The organism is Paenibacillus sp. NPDC058898 (assembly GCF_049316025.1).
Lineage (GTDB): Bacteria > Bacillota > Bacilli > Paenibacillales > Paenibacillaceae > Paenibacillus_AQ.
The window spans coordinates 173,178-189,153 of sequence record NZ_JBMOSM010000004.1 but is presented as its reverse complement, the minus strand read 5'-3'; the positions used below and the strand labels follow the sequence as shown (position 1 = coordinate 189,153).

The window sequence follows — 15,976 nt, the reverse complement described above, 5'->3', positions numbered from 1 at the left end:
CGAAAGTGGAACGATTGATCCTCATCATCGCGTTCATATTACCGTTTTAATGTGGCTATTATACCCAAAAAGTCCGATCAAGTCAACGAAAGCTCTTCTCCGCTTCTGCGATAATATTCCGGTGTCGTCCCGACCATGGCCTTGAACATCCTGCTGAAATGAGCCAAATGCTTGAAGCCTGCCGCCTGGCTGATCTCCGTGATGCTGAGATGAGGATGGAGCCTGAGCAAAATTTTAGCTTGGTTAATCCGCCGGTGATACAAATATTTAAACACCGTCGTTCCAGTAACCTCCTTAAACAAGGAGGACAAATAGTGCTTCGTAATATGCATATCGCGGGCGATTTGCTCCAGCGTCAGATCCTGCATATAATTTTCCTCGACAAACGACACGACATGCTGGACATGCCGTTCTTTCTCGGAGATGGAGTCCTGATCCTGCACAGCACCCTGGCACCAGTCCGCGATGACGTACATCATCTCTTGAATACGCAAGGTCATCCGTTCCTGACGAAAACCGGCCGTGGATGCCGAGAGGCGATGCATATCGGCCAGCATGCCTTCAAATTCGTCCCGGTTCGCCCCTGTCAGTGTCATGCGATGATTTCGCAGCGTTTCGAAGGGGTCCAGCAGTATCGATCTGGCCGTCTCCGAAAGCCCCTTGCAAATCCAGGCCGGATCAAAATGCAGAATGCTTCTGACATATCTGGAATCAGGCTCTACATTCGGACAATGGAGCGTAAGCCCGTTCATCAAGAGCAGATCCCCCGGCCTCAGCGTGAAAACGGAATCGCCGATCAAATAAGTGCAGCGTCCTTCATGGAAATAATAAATTTCATAAAAAGCATGCGAGTGAAACTGTCCTCCGGACAACGGCTGTTCATTGTAATAGGTCAGATCGAACGGCGCCTGCAGCTGCATGCGGTCAAAGCCTGGCATCATATCGGCAGATGAGGTCATCTAGAGAATCGCCCCTTTAGCGATTTTGGAGTTGTCTAATCCTCAACCCTCAACAAAACGGGGTTTTCTCTATTATAAATGATTTTATGGAATGCGCACGGCCTCATTTTGGGCGATGACGCACAATTCTCCGGCTTTGAAGGCGTGCTCCTGGGACATGGCATGCTCCGTACGTTCCAGACAATCCAGGATAAGTTCCCCGAAGAATGGATAGCCCACCTTGCCTTGAAGCTCCATATGAAACTCTCCCTCGCCATTAACCAGGTACAAATGATCGCCTTGCGGATGCCTTGCGATATCGATGTATTTGCGAAGCTCGATGTATCCTTCCGTCCCCAGAATAAAGGTTCTTCCATCGCCCCAGGTGCCAAGGCCTCCAGGTGTCAGCCAGTCGACACGGAAATAATTCGTGGCCCCGTTGTCTCCCACAAGCGTTGCATCTCCGAAATCCTCCAGCTCCGGGTAATCCGGATTCGCATAATTGCCCACCTTGCTGCTGAGCACCTTGGCATCGCGGCAACCGGCAAAAAACAAAAATTGTTCAATCTGGTGGGAGCCGATATCACACAGAATGCCGCCATACTGTTCATGACGGAAAAACCAGTCCGGACGGGAAGGCGCATTTAAACGGTGCGGACCTGTTCCCATCACTTGCACCACTCGCCCTATCGCCCCGTCCTGGATCAGCCTTCCTGCATGGACGGCACTCTCCACATGCAGCCGTTCACTGTAATAGACCATGTACTTCTTTCCCGTCTCCGCCGCCTTGGCGCGAGCAGCGTTCACCTGCTCCAGCGTGGTGAAAGGCGTCTTATCCGTAAAATAATCCTTCCCATGCGACATGACCTTCAGGCCAAGTTCGCATCGTTTCGAAGGAATGGCCGCTGCCGCTACCAGATGAACCTCCGCATCCTCTAGCACCTGTGCCTCGGATGAAGCGACGGTTACACTTGGGTAAGCCTTGCAAAAAGCCGCAACCTTCGCGGGGTCTGAGTCATATACCCACTTCAGCGTCGCCCCGGCCTCGATCAATCCGTTACACATGCCGTATATATGGCCATGCTCCAGCGACATGGCGGCAAACATAAACTCTCCGGGCTTGCACACCGGCTGGGCCTTGCCCACCGGCGCATAGAGCATTCCATTACTGCGGTCCATACCATATGCCTCCTGATTATTTAATAGGATCCAAACGTTTTGCTCATATCCACCGGTCCGATCTCCTTGACCGTTTTCTGAGCGGAAGAATGTGTGATCCGTTCCTGCAGCATTTCGTAATACAGCTCTTCGTTAAGAGGCAGATCAACCCAATTGTCGGTCCAGGTGGACAGATGCATGGCATTGGACAGCGTCAATCCATGAATTCCCTCTTCACCCGGGGCAATCAATGGCGTTCCATGCAAAATAGCATCCGCAAAGTTCTGGATAATGCCGCTATGCTGCGGATTATCCCCCGAGATCGGCACCTCGCATTTCCAGCATTCCGGTTCGCCGAAGCCCCCGGTATACTCCCGATTGAATTCCGGCTCTGGCACACGGAGGCGCCAGAAGGTGAGCTTGCCGTCCTCGATAACGATTTTTCCGCGGTCTCCCGTCACTTCATATCGGTTAGTGCCCGGGGCTTCACCCGTTGTCGTAATAAAGACGGCCGTAGCACCATTCTCGTATTCCGCATAAGCCGTCACGTCATCTTCGACTTCGATGTTCCGGTACTTACCGAAAGCACAAAATGCACGAATTCTCTTTGGCATCATGCCGGTCGTCCACTGCCAGAGGTCCAGCTGATGCGGGGACTGGTTAATCAGCACCCCTCCGCCTTCTCCAGCCCAGGTAGCTCGCCATCCGCCTGAATCATAATAGCTCTGGGACCGGTACCAATTCGTTACGATCCAATTCATCCTCCGGACTTCGCCGAGTTCACCGTCGGCAATAAGCTCTCTCAGCTTCTTATATAGCGGGTTACAGCGCTGGTTGTACATAATTGAGAACACTTTGTCACTGGCTTCTGCCGCGCGATTCATTTCCCGTACCTGCTTCGTGTAAACGCCTGCCGGTTTCTCGATCAGGACATGGAGTCCATGATTCAGGCACTCGATCGCCACTTGAGGATGGGCATAATGGGGCGTAGCAATAATTACCGCATCTATCTCCCCCGATGAGATCATAGCGTCCGTATCACTCCAAATTTTTACGTCCGAAGGCAGCGTTGCCCTCGCTTCTTCCTGCTTGGCTGGATTCAGATCGCATATAGCGCTAAGCCGCGCGCCTTTGATCCGCCCGGACGCCAGCGATCTGGCATGCGAAAAACCCATCCCCAGTCCGATTACCCCTACTCTTACCTGTTCCATATCTATAGCCTCCTTCAAAAGTGACCTACGCGTTTTGTTTCTGATCTGACCACAACTTCATCTGCTCGGCAAAACGAACAAGCAATTCCCTGGACTGGAACGTTTCGCTAAAATCCTCGATCCCGTAATAACCTTCGTAACCAACCGACTGCAGATCCTGTATAACCTGCTTCCATGGCACGGCCCCCTGGGCAAGCGGGACCCATTCCCCGGACCACGTCGCCGAGGTGCCATCCTCGGAAGGCGTTTTGCGGTAGCCTCCGTTTTTCACATGGACATGAGCCAGGAAGGGACCAAGAAGCTCCAAGCCCATCCGGTAGTTCTCGTAACCTTCATGGACCATGTTTCCCGGATCATACAGCACGCCGATATGCTGCGGATTGAAGTGAGATACAAGCCGGTGCGTCAATCCCGCGCTCGGAGTGATCGTAAGATGATGTGTTTCCACTACTCCCTTGACCCCGTATGCCGCAGCGAGATCCTGTACCTCATGCAGATAACGGACCGCCTGGTCGTACAGTTCATTGTAATTTCGCTTTCGGTCATATCCCGGAATACCCACGCGAATAAAGGAGGCTCCGATCAGCTTGGCCGCTTGCATGACCTTCTCCGTTGCTTCCACGTCGCCGCATGTCAGATAAGGGACGACCGCAAGACTCCGCCGGCCATGCTTGTCGGCTGCTTGCTGAAACCTGAGCCAATCCTCCTGCGTGCCGTTTGGATCCATGGAGCAGCGATTATGCCGCCAGAAGGAGGGCTTCTCCCCCGCAGCTTCTTCCGGAATCTCCTTGAAACGCCATTCGATTCCTTCAATACCGGCATCCGCCGCGGCTTTTGCCAACTCCTCAGGCTGTAAGTCAGGAGTTGCGACTGTAAATACGGACAGTTTCATGCTCATTCATCCTCTCTCGACCCAATAGATTAGCTTATGCATCATTTGATCATCATTGAACTCAAATACAGTCATTCAGAGCACATCGGATGCATAGAAACATCTCTTGAGATAGCGCTCTCATTTCTGTTCATCCTATCTACCCCTCATCGTAGCACAGTCCCGGAAGCAAACCCATATCCCTGCTACCAAACCTTAACTACAGTCAAATAAAGCGGAAAAGAAATGTCTTTGAATATAATGAATCCATGCATAACGAAAAAAGAAGCACTTTCTTTCGTCGCTACAGACGAGAGAAGTGCTTCTCATAAAAGGATTTTTTCGTTTATTTTACGGCAACGTAGAACAGCCGGGATGCATCCTGGCCCGCTTCCATCCACTCAAAATCGGCATAACATTTCACATCCCGGAATCCGGCCTTAATCAGCTCGACCTTCATCCATTCGGGGTCATATCCCCGCTGCACATGCGTTTCCTCAAAGCGACGGTAGACCGTAGGGTCTTGGCCGTCACGTGCAAAGATGGAGAGATGATGCTCAATCTCCATCCGTCGTTCATCCAGGTCGCATGTCCAAATGTAGGACACTTCCCGTTCGTCCAGCACAAAGGGCTGTTCTTCGTCGTATCGAAGCAGTGTGTTCGGGTGATGCACATCAAACAGGAACGTGCCGCCTTCCTTGAGACCGTTGTAGGTCCTTGTAAATGCAGAGCGGATGTCCTTTTCCTCCAGCAGGTAGTTCACACAATCACAAAATGAAATGACGGAATCCACCTGCTCGGGCAGCTCCCACGAACGCATGTCCTGTTGTACCCAGCGGACGCTGCCTTCCCGGAACAATCGATGCCCCTGAGGTGTACCCTCCAGCTTGCGTCTAGCAACTGAGAGCATATCTGCCGACAGATCAATTCCTGTTACCTCGAAACCGGAGTTCACGAGCGGAATGGTAATGCTGCCTGTCCCGCACCCGAGCTCAACGACGCTTTTTGGCATTCCGTGCTTATCCCAGGCGGTTCTCGCAAAACGAATCCAATCCGGGTACGGCATGTCTTCCATGAGTTGATCATATACGTAAGCAAACTTGCGGTAAGACAACATGATGACACCACTTTCCTTAGAAGCTTCCCCTACCTTGCCGGGTTATTCGTTTGATCCGGAGTTCTCCTCTTGATTGACCATATACGTCCAGCTGTCCTTTTGCGTAACCAAACCGTCCTTCATCAGCTTGCCAAGCGCGCGTTTAAAGGCGGATTTGCTAATGCCGAACCGCTGCTTAATGATGTCGGGGGGCGTTTCATCCGAATACGGCATCCCATGGCCCGGACGCTCCTTCAGAAAAGCAAGCAGCCGGTCTGCATCATCCGTCCGGCCGATCTCTTTTTGCGGAACCATGGACAGGTTGACCCTGCCATCTTCCCGAATATGGCTGACCCGGACCTTCACCTCTTCACCAAGCCGCAGCATACGCGTCCGTTCCGAGGAATGGATCATACCGATCGCGCCGAAACCGATCACACCACCATCGATGATGACAAACGTGCCCATCTGGAGCGGCTTGTACACCAGAGCAGTGAACCATTGGCCCTTCCACGATTCAGGCGCATGGAACGCAAGCGGAGCAAGCTCTTGTTCTCCGGCGAGTTTCGCGCGAAGTCGTCCTTGCTTATCATGCTCCATGATGACAAACACATGGTCTCCCACTTGGGGGTGAAGCTCCCGCAACTCCGGCAATTCTCGGATTGGAAGCAGAAGCTGCCTGCCAAGCCCCATCTCGAGGAAACAGCCGAGGCGCGGATGGACGTCCGCCACCTCAAGCTTAGCGGTTTCACCCAACGTAAGGTAAGGCTTCTTCATCGTAGCGGCCAGGCGGTCTTCCGTATCAAAGAATATAAAGACCTCTACCGTATCCCCCGGCTCAATCTTACCCGTGAGCTCCGAATAATGAAGAAGCACATCCCGATCTCCGCCATCCAGAAAATAACCATAAGGGGACACTTCTCTGGAAACGACGAGTTTCGTTAATGTGCCGGCAATCAGACTCATACGTTCTCCACCACTTTAGCATCTGACCACAGTCGTTCGATGTTGTAATATTCGCGCTCATCGCGATGGAAGATATGAACGATCACGTCTCCGAGATCCATCAGCACCCAGCGGGCTGCATCCATTCCCTCCAGTCCGCGCAAAGCCACTCCTGCATCATGAGCCTGTTTACGAATTTCGGTTGCGATCGCTTGCACTTGTGTATCCGAGTTACCATGGCAAATGACAAAATAGTCTGCGATCAGGGAGATTCCTCTAAGATCCAGAACCACGATATCCATCGCTTTTTTATCTTCAGCGGCAGTCACTGCCACATTTAATAATTCATTCGGTTTCAACGTCATGAATTCGCCTCCAATTGCTTAATTAGATCGTTGCGGGCTAGTACCGTCAACGGAAAAATGATTTGTCTGCGCGAAAGCAGATGTCCGATCGTCGAATCAAAACCGGCTGCAAGCGCCTCTTCAAGGCTATGGTTGGCCAGTTCGCGAATATTATTCACGCCGGGGAAATCCCGTCCCGGCTCCATATAATCCGCAAGACAGACCACCTTGTCAAGCAGCGTCATGCCTATGCGCCCCGACGTATGGTATCGGATGGCGTCAAGCACCTCCGCATCCGTCACGCCATACTCTTGCTCCGCTACGAATGCGCCTACCTCAGCATGCCAAAGCTGCTTATCGTAATGGAGCAGCTCTTCGGAGAGCGCATGCTCCACCATCATTTGATGAAGCTTTTGCATGGGCCAGTATTTGGCCACATCATGCAGGATGGCAGCTAATTCCGCCTTAACCGGATCGGCCCCGAACCTCTTTGCAAGGATGACCGCGGTTTCCATTACACCTTTTGTGTGATCCCAGCGCTTGGCCGGCATCTGGGAGGATACCGCTTCAATGAGTTCATCACGGCTGTACTCCATAAATACCGCTCCTAACAATATAATCGTATACACGGTCCGGCACCATATAACGGATGGACGAACCTGATGCGGCTCTGCTCCGAATCATGGTGGAGGACATTTCGATCAACGGCATCTCCGCTGTCACTACCACCTTTTGCAGGAAATCAGGCAGATCATCCACCGATAGCTTGGATCCGGGACGGTTAAGCCCAATAAACGTCAGCATGTCCGCCAGCTCCCCGATCCGATTCCACTTGGGAAGATACGCTACCATATCCGCTCCGATAATGAACGAGAAATCATGCTCGGGATACGTATCCCTCAGTTCTCTAACCGTGTCTACCGTATAGGATACGCCGCCGCGCTTCACTTCCCAATCCAATGTACGAAAAGATGGATGGTCGGCTACTGCCTCAGCGGTCATCTCCAGCCTCATCAGACCGGTTACGCCAGCATCTTCCTTGTGCGGGGGGATATGGCTTGGCATAAACCATACCTCTTCCAGATCGTAAGCGTCCCGCGCGCACTCGGCTGCTAGCATATGCCCGATATGAATGGGATCGAAGGTTCCGCCCATTATCCCTACCTTCATTCGGGTTCACCTCCCCTAATAAGAGAGTTATTCTATATCCGCTAAACTGGAGCTATTAGGGCCCCCTTACGGCAATTCGATGGTTTTGTGGTCTTTCGATTCTTTATAAAGCACAATCGTCTTGCCGATAACCTGTACCAGTTCGGCTCCGGCACCTTCAGCAAGCTCCTCGGCGATTTCGCGCGGGTCTTCAAGACAGTTGTTGAGAACGGATACTTTCATGAGTTCCCGTTTCTCAATCGCCTCGGAAATATGCCGGATCAGATGCTCGTTGCTGCCTCCCTTGCCTACCTGGAACAGCGGATCCAGATGATGCGCAAGCGAACGTAAATGTCGTTTTTGCTTTCCTGTTAACATGCTTGGTCATTACTCCTTAAATATTCAATTATTAAAGCTTGCTGCTTATCGAAAGCTATATTGTAGCTTTTGCATAAGCATTAATCAATAAACAAGATATTAAACCTCGACTTAGAAGCTGGTTAGAACCGCTTCCTTCATCGCCTGTACAGGCGCCGTCAGACCTGTCCAATACTCGAATGCATACGCCCCTTGGTTGATGAACATCCCAAGTCCGCCATGCACCGTGCATTGCCGAAGCTCACTTACCCGTAACAGCTCGGTCTTCATCGGATTATAGATCAGATCGCTGACAACGATCCCTTCCGGTATATACTCCATTGGAATGGGAAGCTCGGAAACCCGGGGAAACATGCCCACCGAAGTGGTGTTGATCACAACATCGGCATCCGACAACGCCTCTCTGGCATGATCCTCTCCGTATCCCCTCAAGTCGGCAAGCGAGCTCCACTCCTCGGCCAACGCCAGCGCTTTGGCGGATGTCCGATTCACAATGGATATCTTCTGAGGCCCTTCTCCGGTAAGGGCATAGATGATCCCCCTGGCCGCTCCGCCAGCGCCGATGACGACGATGCGCTTCCCCTTAAGATCGGGACAGGCTTCATCCTTTAATGAACGAACATATCCGATCCCATCCGTATTATAACCCGTCAATTGGCCATTGTCGTTGACGATGGTATTCACGGCACCGATGCGCCGCGCCCCTTCATCGACGACATCCAGATACTTCATAACCTCCACCTTGTGCGGGATCGTTACGTTCACCCCCCGGAATCCCAGCGCTTTGACAGCCTGGATGGCGTCACTAAGCCCTTCCGGACGTATATGAAGAGGCACATAGGCCCCTGACAATCCCAGGACGGTGATCGCCGCATGATGCATGGCCGGTGATTTCGAGTGACCGATCGGGTCCCCCATTACGCCAAGGAGCAAATAATCACGCTCGATCATTGGATTCACTTTCATTTCTCCCCTATCTCTCCCATGATAAACCGGACGGTATACCAGAGCGATTCATCAATTATATCAAGGATGGACGCGACAGAACTTTGATTCCTTTAGGGACATGAACCGCAACAAGCGCTCCCTGTTCACCATTGATCTTGATCCAGCCGAGCCCTGAGATAAACACGTCTTGGCGGGTTCCCTTAGGAATACGGATTTCATGTCTTGTCCATTCCGGTAGTTCTTCAATCCGTTCTTTGGTCGGCGGTGAGAGCAGCTCTCCGGCATGCTCAGCAAATAACGAATCCGCTCGCTCCAGTTTGGTCCGATGAATCCCTAATCTGCCGCTAATAAAGCAAGTAAAGGATTGGTGCTCTCCTTGGAGAAAATCAAAACGGCCAAAACCTCCGAAGAATAGCGTCTGCCCTTCGTTCAACTGGTAAACCATCGGCTTCAGCGGATTTTCCGGCATAACCGTCCCCAAATCCTCACGGCTTACAAGCTCGCTGTAGCGCCAAGGGTACACGATGCCCGGCGTATCAATAATATACCGGCCGTCGTCCAGCGGAATATTGACCATATCCAGCGTCGTTCCCGGATAACGGGAAACGGTCAGCTCCTGATCTAAATCGCTGTAGTCGCGGATCAGGCGATTGATCAAGCTGGATTTACCCACATTCGTGGCGCCAACCACGTAGACGTCCCGGTCGCCTCGGTAATGCGCTACCGTCTCCAGCAACCGCTCAAAGCCTTGATTCTTCTTCGCGCTGCAGAGCACGATGTCTTCGGTTCTCAGGCCATGCTCCTTGCACTGCTTCTGTACCCAATTGAGAACCTTGTTCCAATTGGTGACTTTCGGCAGAAGATCCGTCTTGTTAACGGCAAGAATAACCGGATTGTTGCCGACAAACCGCTGCAGCCCCGAAATAAGGCTGCCTTCAAAATCGAAGAGATCCACGATATGAATGACAAGCGCGTTCTTGCCGCCGATCTGTCCCAGCAGCCGTAAAAACTCATCCTGGTCTACGGCAACCGAGGACGCTTCATTATAATTCTTTATCCGGAAACAGCGCTGGCAAATAACCGGGTCGCGGTCCCAAGCCTTCTCCGGCAAATAGCCCGGCTTGTCCTGTGCTGCACTCTGAAGCTGTATGCCGCAGCCGCTGCACTTCTTGATGTCTTCTCCGCCAGTAGGCAACGTCATGATTTCGGTTCCTCCTCCATCCATAATCCTTTTTTGCGCAAACGGGTCAGTGCGATGCGCTCCACCCGGCGATTGACCAGGCGCGTAAACCATCCCTCATCGTTGATGGCGATGGGCATAACCAGTACCGTATACAGACCCAGCCGATTCCCGCCATATACGTCGGTCAGCATCTGGTCGCCGACAACTACCGTTTTCTCCGGCGTAAGCTCCATCATCTTCATCGCTTTGCGAAACGGGGTATTGCTGGGTTTGCGGGCTTCATGCACATACTGGATATCCAGCGGCGTCGCAAATTTAGACACGCGTTCCAACTGGTTATTGGAGACGATGATGAGCTGGAAACCGATCTCCTTCACCCTTTTGAACCAAACGACCAGTTCCGGCGTGGCAACCGGTGCCTTCGCCCCTACAAGAGTATTATCCAAATCGGTAATGATCCCCCGATACCCCTGCTCATATAATTCCTCTAGGTTAATATCAAAAACCGTATTGACACGGAGCTTTGGAATTAACATTTCAAACAAGTTCGTCACCTCAATTTCATACGAAAAACTATACCATATTCCGGTTCCTTAGTAAAAATAATCACGAGCCTTTTTCTTCCCTTATACCGCACCGCTGACTTTACTAGCAAAAGACCACCCGGCGGCTAATTGGAAGCAGACCGGGCGGTCTTGAAATGACCGGATATCAGAACGTATTCATATCGAGTTATCCTGATACACGCAACAACAACCACCCATCACGCGAATCTGTCTTCTTGGATTAGGTTGATAGACGTTTCTCGGATACAATGCGGACCTTCTTGATGGACTTCTTCAGCTTCTGAGCATCATGTTGGACGGAGCGCCATTGCTCATCCTTCACTTCAGCCGGACTGTACCGAGCCGCTTCAAATTGCTGCAGCAGCGGTCTCAGCTCCGCTCCCAGCTCAGGGTGTGCACTTACCCAGCGGCCAACCGATTCACGGAGAGTTTCATGTTCCTGCCTCACTAAGCCTCGGCGCTGCACGGAACGAATCCATCGTTCGGTTTCGGCAATGACTTTATCCGCTGCCGTCAGCGGCTTGCCCGCCCGAATGCGTGCCCCGGCAAAACGCAGGCTGATGCGCATTCTCCACACGATGTACAGAATCCACAATACGATAACAACCACGGCTGCCGTGACAACAACTTTAACCCAGACAGGTTGCTGATGATCAGAGGCTGCGGCTGGCGTAGCCTTGTCCTCTGCCTTCTCTTCTTCTTCAACTTCTTCCTCAATGACAGGCTTAGCGTCTGTGTCGGCCGTCAAAATCGGCATGCTGAAGCCCGGTGTCGCTTCAATCGGAACCCAGCCGTACTCACCGAAGTATACTTCAACCCAGGAATGAGCGTCAGCATTCGTAACGGTATAGTTTCCGGGCTCAATCGTGGTCTGACCATCGGTCGGAACGTACTCCGAAGCCGTCATTCTTCCCGGCGCGTAGCCTTTGACCCAGCGCGCGGGGATATCCAGCGACCGTGTCATCATCACCAAGGATGTAGAGAAATAATCACAATACCCTTCCTGGATTTCAAACAGAAACGCATCCACAAAATCATCGCTCTTCTTGCGCGTAAGATCCGGTGTGTTGGTATAAGTAAAGTTGCTCGTTAAATATTGTTGCAAGAGCATGACCTTCTCATACGGCGTATCTCCGTCCGCGGTAATTTCTTCGGCCAGATCGGAAACGCGGTCAGGAAAGTTTCTCGGCATCTGGATATAAGCATCGTCAATCGAGCTGGAATATAGTTCATCATAAGTCCTGGTGCTCAGCTCATCGATTGGAATCACCGGCACTTGCGACGTTAAGGTATAACTCTTCGGGTAGTCCGCATTACGAACGTCGTCCAGATGTATCTCCGCGCCTTCGGTTACCCAGCTGAGCCGATTCGGATCGATATCCTCATCCAAATTCTCCAACTGACGAACGGTGTAGGCACCGAACAATACCGGATACACCGTATCACTCAGCATCGTTACCGATTGCTCCAGCGTTTTGGTAGGTACGGATGCGCTGGCTTCTCCCGGCAATTCCTCACCGATGCCCACGCCCGTACCGGAACGCCGGCTGCTGGCTCCGTCCGCCCAACCAGTTCCCGAGTAGACGGCTCTGGTCTCCCCTCGCCAATAGCTGCGTTCATCCGAGGTAATCGACATCACCGGTGAATAGTCAAAATTAAAACCGCCGCCAAGGTCATTATCCTCTCGTCCATACCCGGACATGCTTTCAGACGGTGACTCGATAAGGGTTCCGGTCCCGGTTGTACTGCTGCCGGATAACGGCACTCCGTTCCACTCTCTCCACGCCGTGTAAGGATCGGTTAATGTCGGCTTCACATGCGGCATATTCACACCGGCCACAATGATCAAAGAGAAGATGACCAGAATGTTGGCGATAATCTTAAACGGATATTTCGATAAATTGACCCAACCCTGCGGAAAACGCCTGCGGAACCGGTTAAAATGGCTGGATACGAGCCAGCCCATCCCTGCTCCAACCACCCAGGCGATCTCATCCCACAGCACGATTTTCGTAAAGGAATCCAGCACGGCAAAACCGATGACGTTGATCCCGACTGCAAAAAGCACGCGCCCCTTGGTTTTGGCCCACCGCGTAAGGAACAGAAAAGCGGCCCATGCGGCGATAGCAAACCACAAATAAGGAAAAAGATACATGATTTCCTCGGTCAGAACGCCTTCAGCTCCGAAGGCGGGAACCGGATTACCGTAAGTTTTCAGCAAACTGTACACACAATACAAGATCAAAACAAACTGGATAAGCACCCGGTAACCTTGCTTGATCGGCAGCAGCGCTTCGGTAACCGCCGTAATGGTTAATGCTGCGATAACCATGGCTGTCGTTTCCGAGAGCCATATCGTCTCCGTAAAGGAGACCCACTGCATCCCGATGATCCAGATCCATAGCATCGTTAAGGTACTAAAGAAGGTAGTAGATAGTTTGTCCAGCCATAACTTCATCATGCACCACCTCCCAGCGCAGCCGGAAGCTCATCAAGGGAAGAAACCGAATAGCTTGAAATCCCCCGGGATTGCAGAAGCGATATGGATTCATCGCGTTTTTTCGTTTCATTGGAATTGTTTATTTGCAAGAAGCAAGGATTCATTCCCCTGGTTTCTACCCAGCGCATGATCTCTGAAGCATCCTTGCCGCTCATCGGGCTGATCAGCAGGAACAGGGCTCCTTTTGGAAAATGGCGATAGGATTTCTCCAGGGAAGCAATCAATTTGGTTTTGCGGTTATAATCCACGTCAACCAAATGCTGAATCATGCGCATCCGCTCTCCGGCGTGATCAGCGGGAGCGAATATTTGAGCTTCTCGGGTAGCCGTGAACAAGCCTGTACCCGCATGCTCCTTGGCCCCATACTCGATCAGCGATGCGGCGGCCGATACGGCGAGCTCGAATTGCTGGGCATGATCATATCCGTCAGCAGTGCAGTCCAGCACGATCATCGTTCTGGGAAACGATTCATGCTCAAATTCCTTCGACTTCCACGAGCCCGTCTTCGCCGTTGCATTCCAGTGAATTCGGGAGATCCGGTCGCCATATACATAATCGCGAACTCCGTTAATCTGCGTTGTTTCCCGTCTTGAAGCCGAAACCGTGGTATGCGTACCGCCCAATCTTGAATTCCGTATGTTTCGCTGCCATTTAGGAATATATATAGTTCTTGGCAGGACGCGGAAATCGGTCTGAACTTCAATCCGTCCCTTGTGCTCCATTAATCCGAAAATATCCTCGCTAATACATTCCGTCTTTGAAAAAGCGTACCGCCCCCGTTCAAGCGGAGGGGTCTGAAATACAAGTTTGCCCGCTCCGCGGAGGTTCGGAATGACGCTATCTTCAAAAGACCAGGAGTCGCCGTTGTGCCTTTGCAATACTTCACGCACGATCATATAGGGCATCGGAAGCAATCCCGGAACATGGACCTCCAACTTCACGCGAACCTGTTCACCGGCGTGAAGAAGTTCTCCTTCTTGCTCCGATCGTCCCAGCACTCTTCGCTGGGCTTTCACACGATTGACCCCACCAAAGCCTGCACCGATCAAATAGATCGTCAGAAGGCTGACCATGGAGAAAAGCATGAGCGAGGTTTTGCCTCCCTGAAATAATACATACAAAAGACATAGGCACCATACCGCCAATACCGCTGCCAGTCTAGACGGCTGCATGCCATTCAAAAATAACGAAACAGCGCGGCGCATGCCTATCTCCCCATCTGAACAGGCACTTTGACCTGACGCAGTATAAACTCGAGCACCGATTCGGGACTCGCATTGTCGAGCCTGGCTTCCGGACGCAGCATGATCCGGTGCGAAAGTACGTATGGAGCCAGCGTCTTCACATCATCTGGCAGAACGTAATCCCTCTCTTGCAAGAAGGCGTAAGCTTTAACAGCATTCATGAATGACAGCGTTGCCCGGGGACTTGCGCCCAGCATAACGGAAGGGTGCTCGCGGGTCGACCGGGTAATATTCAGCAAGTAATCGGCGACGGGGTCACCGATGAATACTTCGCGAATCTCACGTTGAATAGCCGAAATGGTATCCATATGCGTCACCGGCTGAAGCTTGTCCGCCAGTTGTCCGTCCCGCGAACGGTACATCAACTGCTTCTCCGTAGCAGCATCAGGGTAACCCAGGCTCAGCTTCAGCATAAACCGGTCCAGCTGTGCTTCCGGGAGCATATAGGTGCCTTCAAAATCGATCGGGTTCTGGGTCGCGCACAGCATGAAGGGATGCGGAAGCTCGTGGGTAGCTCCATCCACTGTTACGCTGCGCTCCTCCATTACCTCAAGCAGGGCCGATTGCGTCTTGGTTGTCGCTCGATTGATTTCATCCGCCAGCAAAATGTTGGTCATGACTGGGCCAGGACGGAAGTAAAACATTTCGTCTCTCGGGTGGAATACCGAAACGCCCGTTATATCACTCGGGAGAATATCCGGGTTACACTGAATGCGTCGGTAGTCTCCCTGCATGGATTTCGCTAATGCTTTGATCAGTTGGGTCTTTCCTGTGCCGGGCACATCCTCGATCAGTACATGTCCGCCAGCGAGCAGCGCCGTAAGGAGCAATTGGATCTCAAATTCTTTGCCTAATAGGCACGACTCCAGATTGGTTCGCACCGAGGTAATGATTTTCATGGATTCTTGGCTTACGGGCATGTATGACTAACCTCCTGTAAGGGAATAAATACTTATTTTAGTACTATTGTACATGATCGAGGTCCCGGAGTACATTCGAAGAGATATTTTGCCTATTCACCTTCTTATCGTCCCTATAAACAGGAAAAGACCCCGGCATGATGCCTGGGTCTCTCCTTCTTGATGATTTTAGTTTTATCCCTTCGGACGAACAAACAGAGCGGCCAGGAACGAGAAAATGATGGCCGAGGATATCCCTGCACTGGTGACTTCGAATATCCCCGTCACGACCCCGATCCAGCCGTCCCTCCCCAGCTCCGTCAAGGCTCCGTGCACAAGCGAATTACCAAAGCTGGTGATCGGCACCGAGGCTCCCGCTCCCGCGAATTTGACCAGCGGCTCATACAATCCGAACCCGTCGGCGATGGCTCCGGCGACCACTAACGTACTCATCGTATGTGCCGGTGTCAATTTAATAACGTCCATCATAATTTGCCCAATGACGCAAATCAGACCGCCAATAATAAACGCCCATAAAAACTGCAT

At 51.9% G+C, this 15,976-nt stretch carries 17 protein-coding genes and 1 other annotated feature (1 of these 18 running past the window's edge); all 17 genes read right to left on the bottom strand.

Annotated features, from left to right (window positions below):
* Positions 1-37: a binding site (T-box leader), on the bottom strand (it extends 224 nt beyond the left edge of the window).
* A gap of 40 nt (positions 38-77) precedes the next feature.
* The gene (locus tag ACOZB4_RS12820; protein WP_379415767.1) at positions 78-959 is read right to left on the bottom strand and encodes an AraC family transcriptional regulator; all 882 of its coding nucleotides are present in this window, start codon (positions 957-959) and stop codon (positions 78-80) included.
* A gap of 84 nt (positions 960-1,043) precedes the next feature.
* The gene (locus ACOZB4_RS12815; protein WP_379415769.1) at positions 1,044-2,117 is read right to left on the bottom strand and encodes a Gfo/Idh/MocA family protein; all 1,074 of its coding nucleotides are present in this window, start codon (positions 2,115-2,117) and stop codon (positions 1,044-1,046) included.
* Positions 2,118-2,137: 20 nt separating this feature from the next.
* Positions 2,138-3,307 (bottom strand): Gfo/Idh/MocA family protein, encoded by a 1,170-nt coding sequence (locus ACOZB4_RS12810; protein WP_379415771.1) that lies wholly within the window; start codon positions 3,305-3,307, stop codon positions 2,138-2,140.
* Positions 3,308-3,332: 25 nt separating this feature from the next.
* Positions 3,333-4,199 (bottom strand): sugar phosphate isomerase/epimerase family protein, encoded by an 867-nt coding sequence (locus ACOZB4_RS12805; protein WP_379415773.1) that lies wholly within the window; start codon positions 4,197-4,199, stop codon positions 3,333-3,335.
* A 325-nt stretch (positions 4,200-4,524) separates the two neighbouring features.
* Entirely contained in the window at positions 4,525-5,295 is a 771-nt protein-coding gene (locus ACOZB4_RS12800) for a class I SAM-dependent DNA methyltransferase (RefSeq protein ID WP_076320552.1), read from the bottom strand.
* A gap of 42 nt (positions 5,296-5,337) precedes the next feature.
* Positions 5,338-6,240 carry a CvfB family protein gene (locus ACOZB4_RS12795; protein ID WP_076320551.1) on the bottom strand — a complete coding sequence of 301 codons (903 nt, stop codon included), beginning with the start codon at positions 6,238-6,240 and terminating at the stop codon, positions 5,338-5,340.
* Positions 6,237-6,584 (bottom strand): ribosome silencing factor, encoded by a 348-nt coding sequence (gene rsfS, locus ACOZB4_RS12790; protein ID WP_071222884.1) that lies wholly within the window; start codon positions 6,582-6,584, stop codon positions 6,237-6,239. Before rsfS ends, ACOZB4_RS12795 begins: the two co-directional genes overlap by 4 nt.
* A complete protein-coding gene (yqeK, locus tag ACOZB4_RS12785; RefSeq protein ID WP_379415779.1) occupies positions 6,581-7,159 on the bottom strand; it encodes a bis(5'-nucleosyl)-tetraphosphatase (symmetrical) YqeK in 579 nt (192 codons plus the stop codon). Before yqeK ends, rsfS begins: the two co-directional genes overlap by 4 nt.
* Entirely contained in the window at positions 7,143-7,733 is a 591-nt protein-coding gene (nadD, locus tag ACOZB4_RS12780) for a nicotinate-nucleotide adenylyltransferase (protein ID WP_379415782.1), read from the bottom strand. Before nadD ends, yqeK begins: the two co-directional genes overlap by 17 nt.
* Before the next feature lie 66 nt (positions 7,734-7,799).
* A complete protein-coding gene (yhbY, locus tag ACOZB4_RS12775; RefSeq protein ID WP_076320548.1) occupies positions 7,800-8,090 on the bottom strand; it encodes a ribosome assembly RNA-binding protein YhbY in 291 nt (96 codons plus the stop codon).
* 111 nt (positions 8,091-8,201) lie between these two features.
* On the bottom strand, positions 8,202-9,056 hold the full coding sequence (locus tag ACOZB4_RS12770) for a shikimate dehydrogenase (protein WP_379415787.1): 855 nt from the start codon (positions 9,054-9,056) through the stop codon (positions 8,202-8,204).
* Positions 9,057-9,111: 55 nt separating this feature from the next.
* On the bottom strand, positions 9,112-10,239 hold the full coding sequence (yqeH, locus tag ACOZB4_RS12765; RefSeq protein WP_076320546.1) for a ribosome biogenesis GTPase YqeH: 1,128 nt from the start codon (positions 10,237-10,239) through the stop codon (positions 9,112-9,114).
* Complete coding sequence (locus ACOZB4_RS12760) at positions 10,236-10,766, bottom strand: YqeG family HAD IIIA-type phosphatase (protein ID WP_098742677.1); 531 nt, start codon at positions 10,764-10,766, stop codon at positions 10,236-10,238. The genes yqeH and ACOZB4_RS12760 overlap by 4 nt, the downstream gene beginning before the upstream one ends.
* 241 nt (positions 10,767-11,007) lie before the next feature.
* Complete coding sequence (locus tag ACOZB4_RS12755; protein ID WP_379415791.1) at positions 11,008-13,248, bottom strand: DUF4129 domain-containing transglutaminase family protein; 2,241 nt, start codon at positions 13,246-13,248, stop codon at positions 11,008-11,010.
* Entirely contained in the window at positions 13,245-14,492 is a 1,248-nt protein-coding gene (locus tag ACOZB4_RS12750; RefSeq protein ID WP_339271891.1) for a DUF58 domain-containing protein, read from the bottom strand. The genes ACOZB4_RS12755 and ACOZB4_RS12750 overlap by 4 nt, the downstream gene beginning before the upstream one ends.
* Positions 14,493-14,494: 2 nt before the next feature.
* Positions 14,495-15,451: an AAA family ATPase gene (locus tag ACOZB4_RS12745; RefSeq protein ID WP_076320542.1), complete on the bottom strand. Its 957-nt coding sequence runs from the start codon at positions 15,449-15,451 to the stop codon at positions 14,495-14,497.
* Between the two features lie 174 nt (positions 15,452-15,625).
* On the bottom strand, positions 15,626-15,976 hold the full coding sequence (gene spoVAE / locus ACOZB4_RS12740) for a stage V sporulation protein AE (RefSeq protein ID WP_015734153.1): 351 nt from the start codon (positions 15,974-15,976) through the stop codon (positions 15,626-15,628).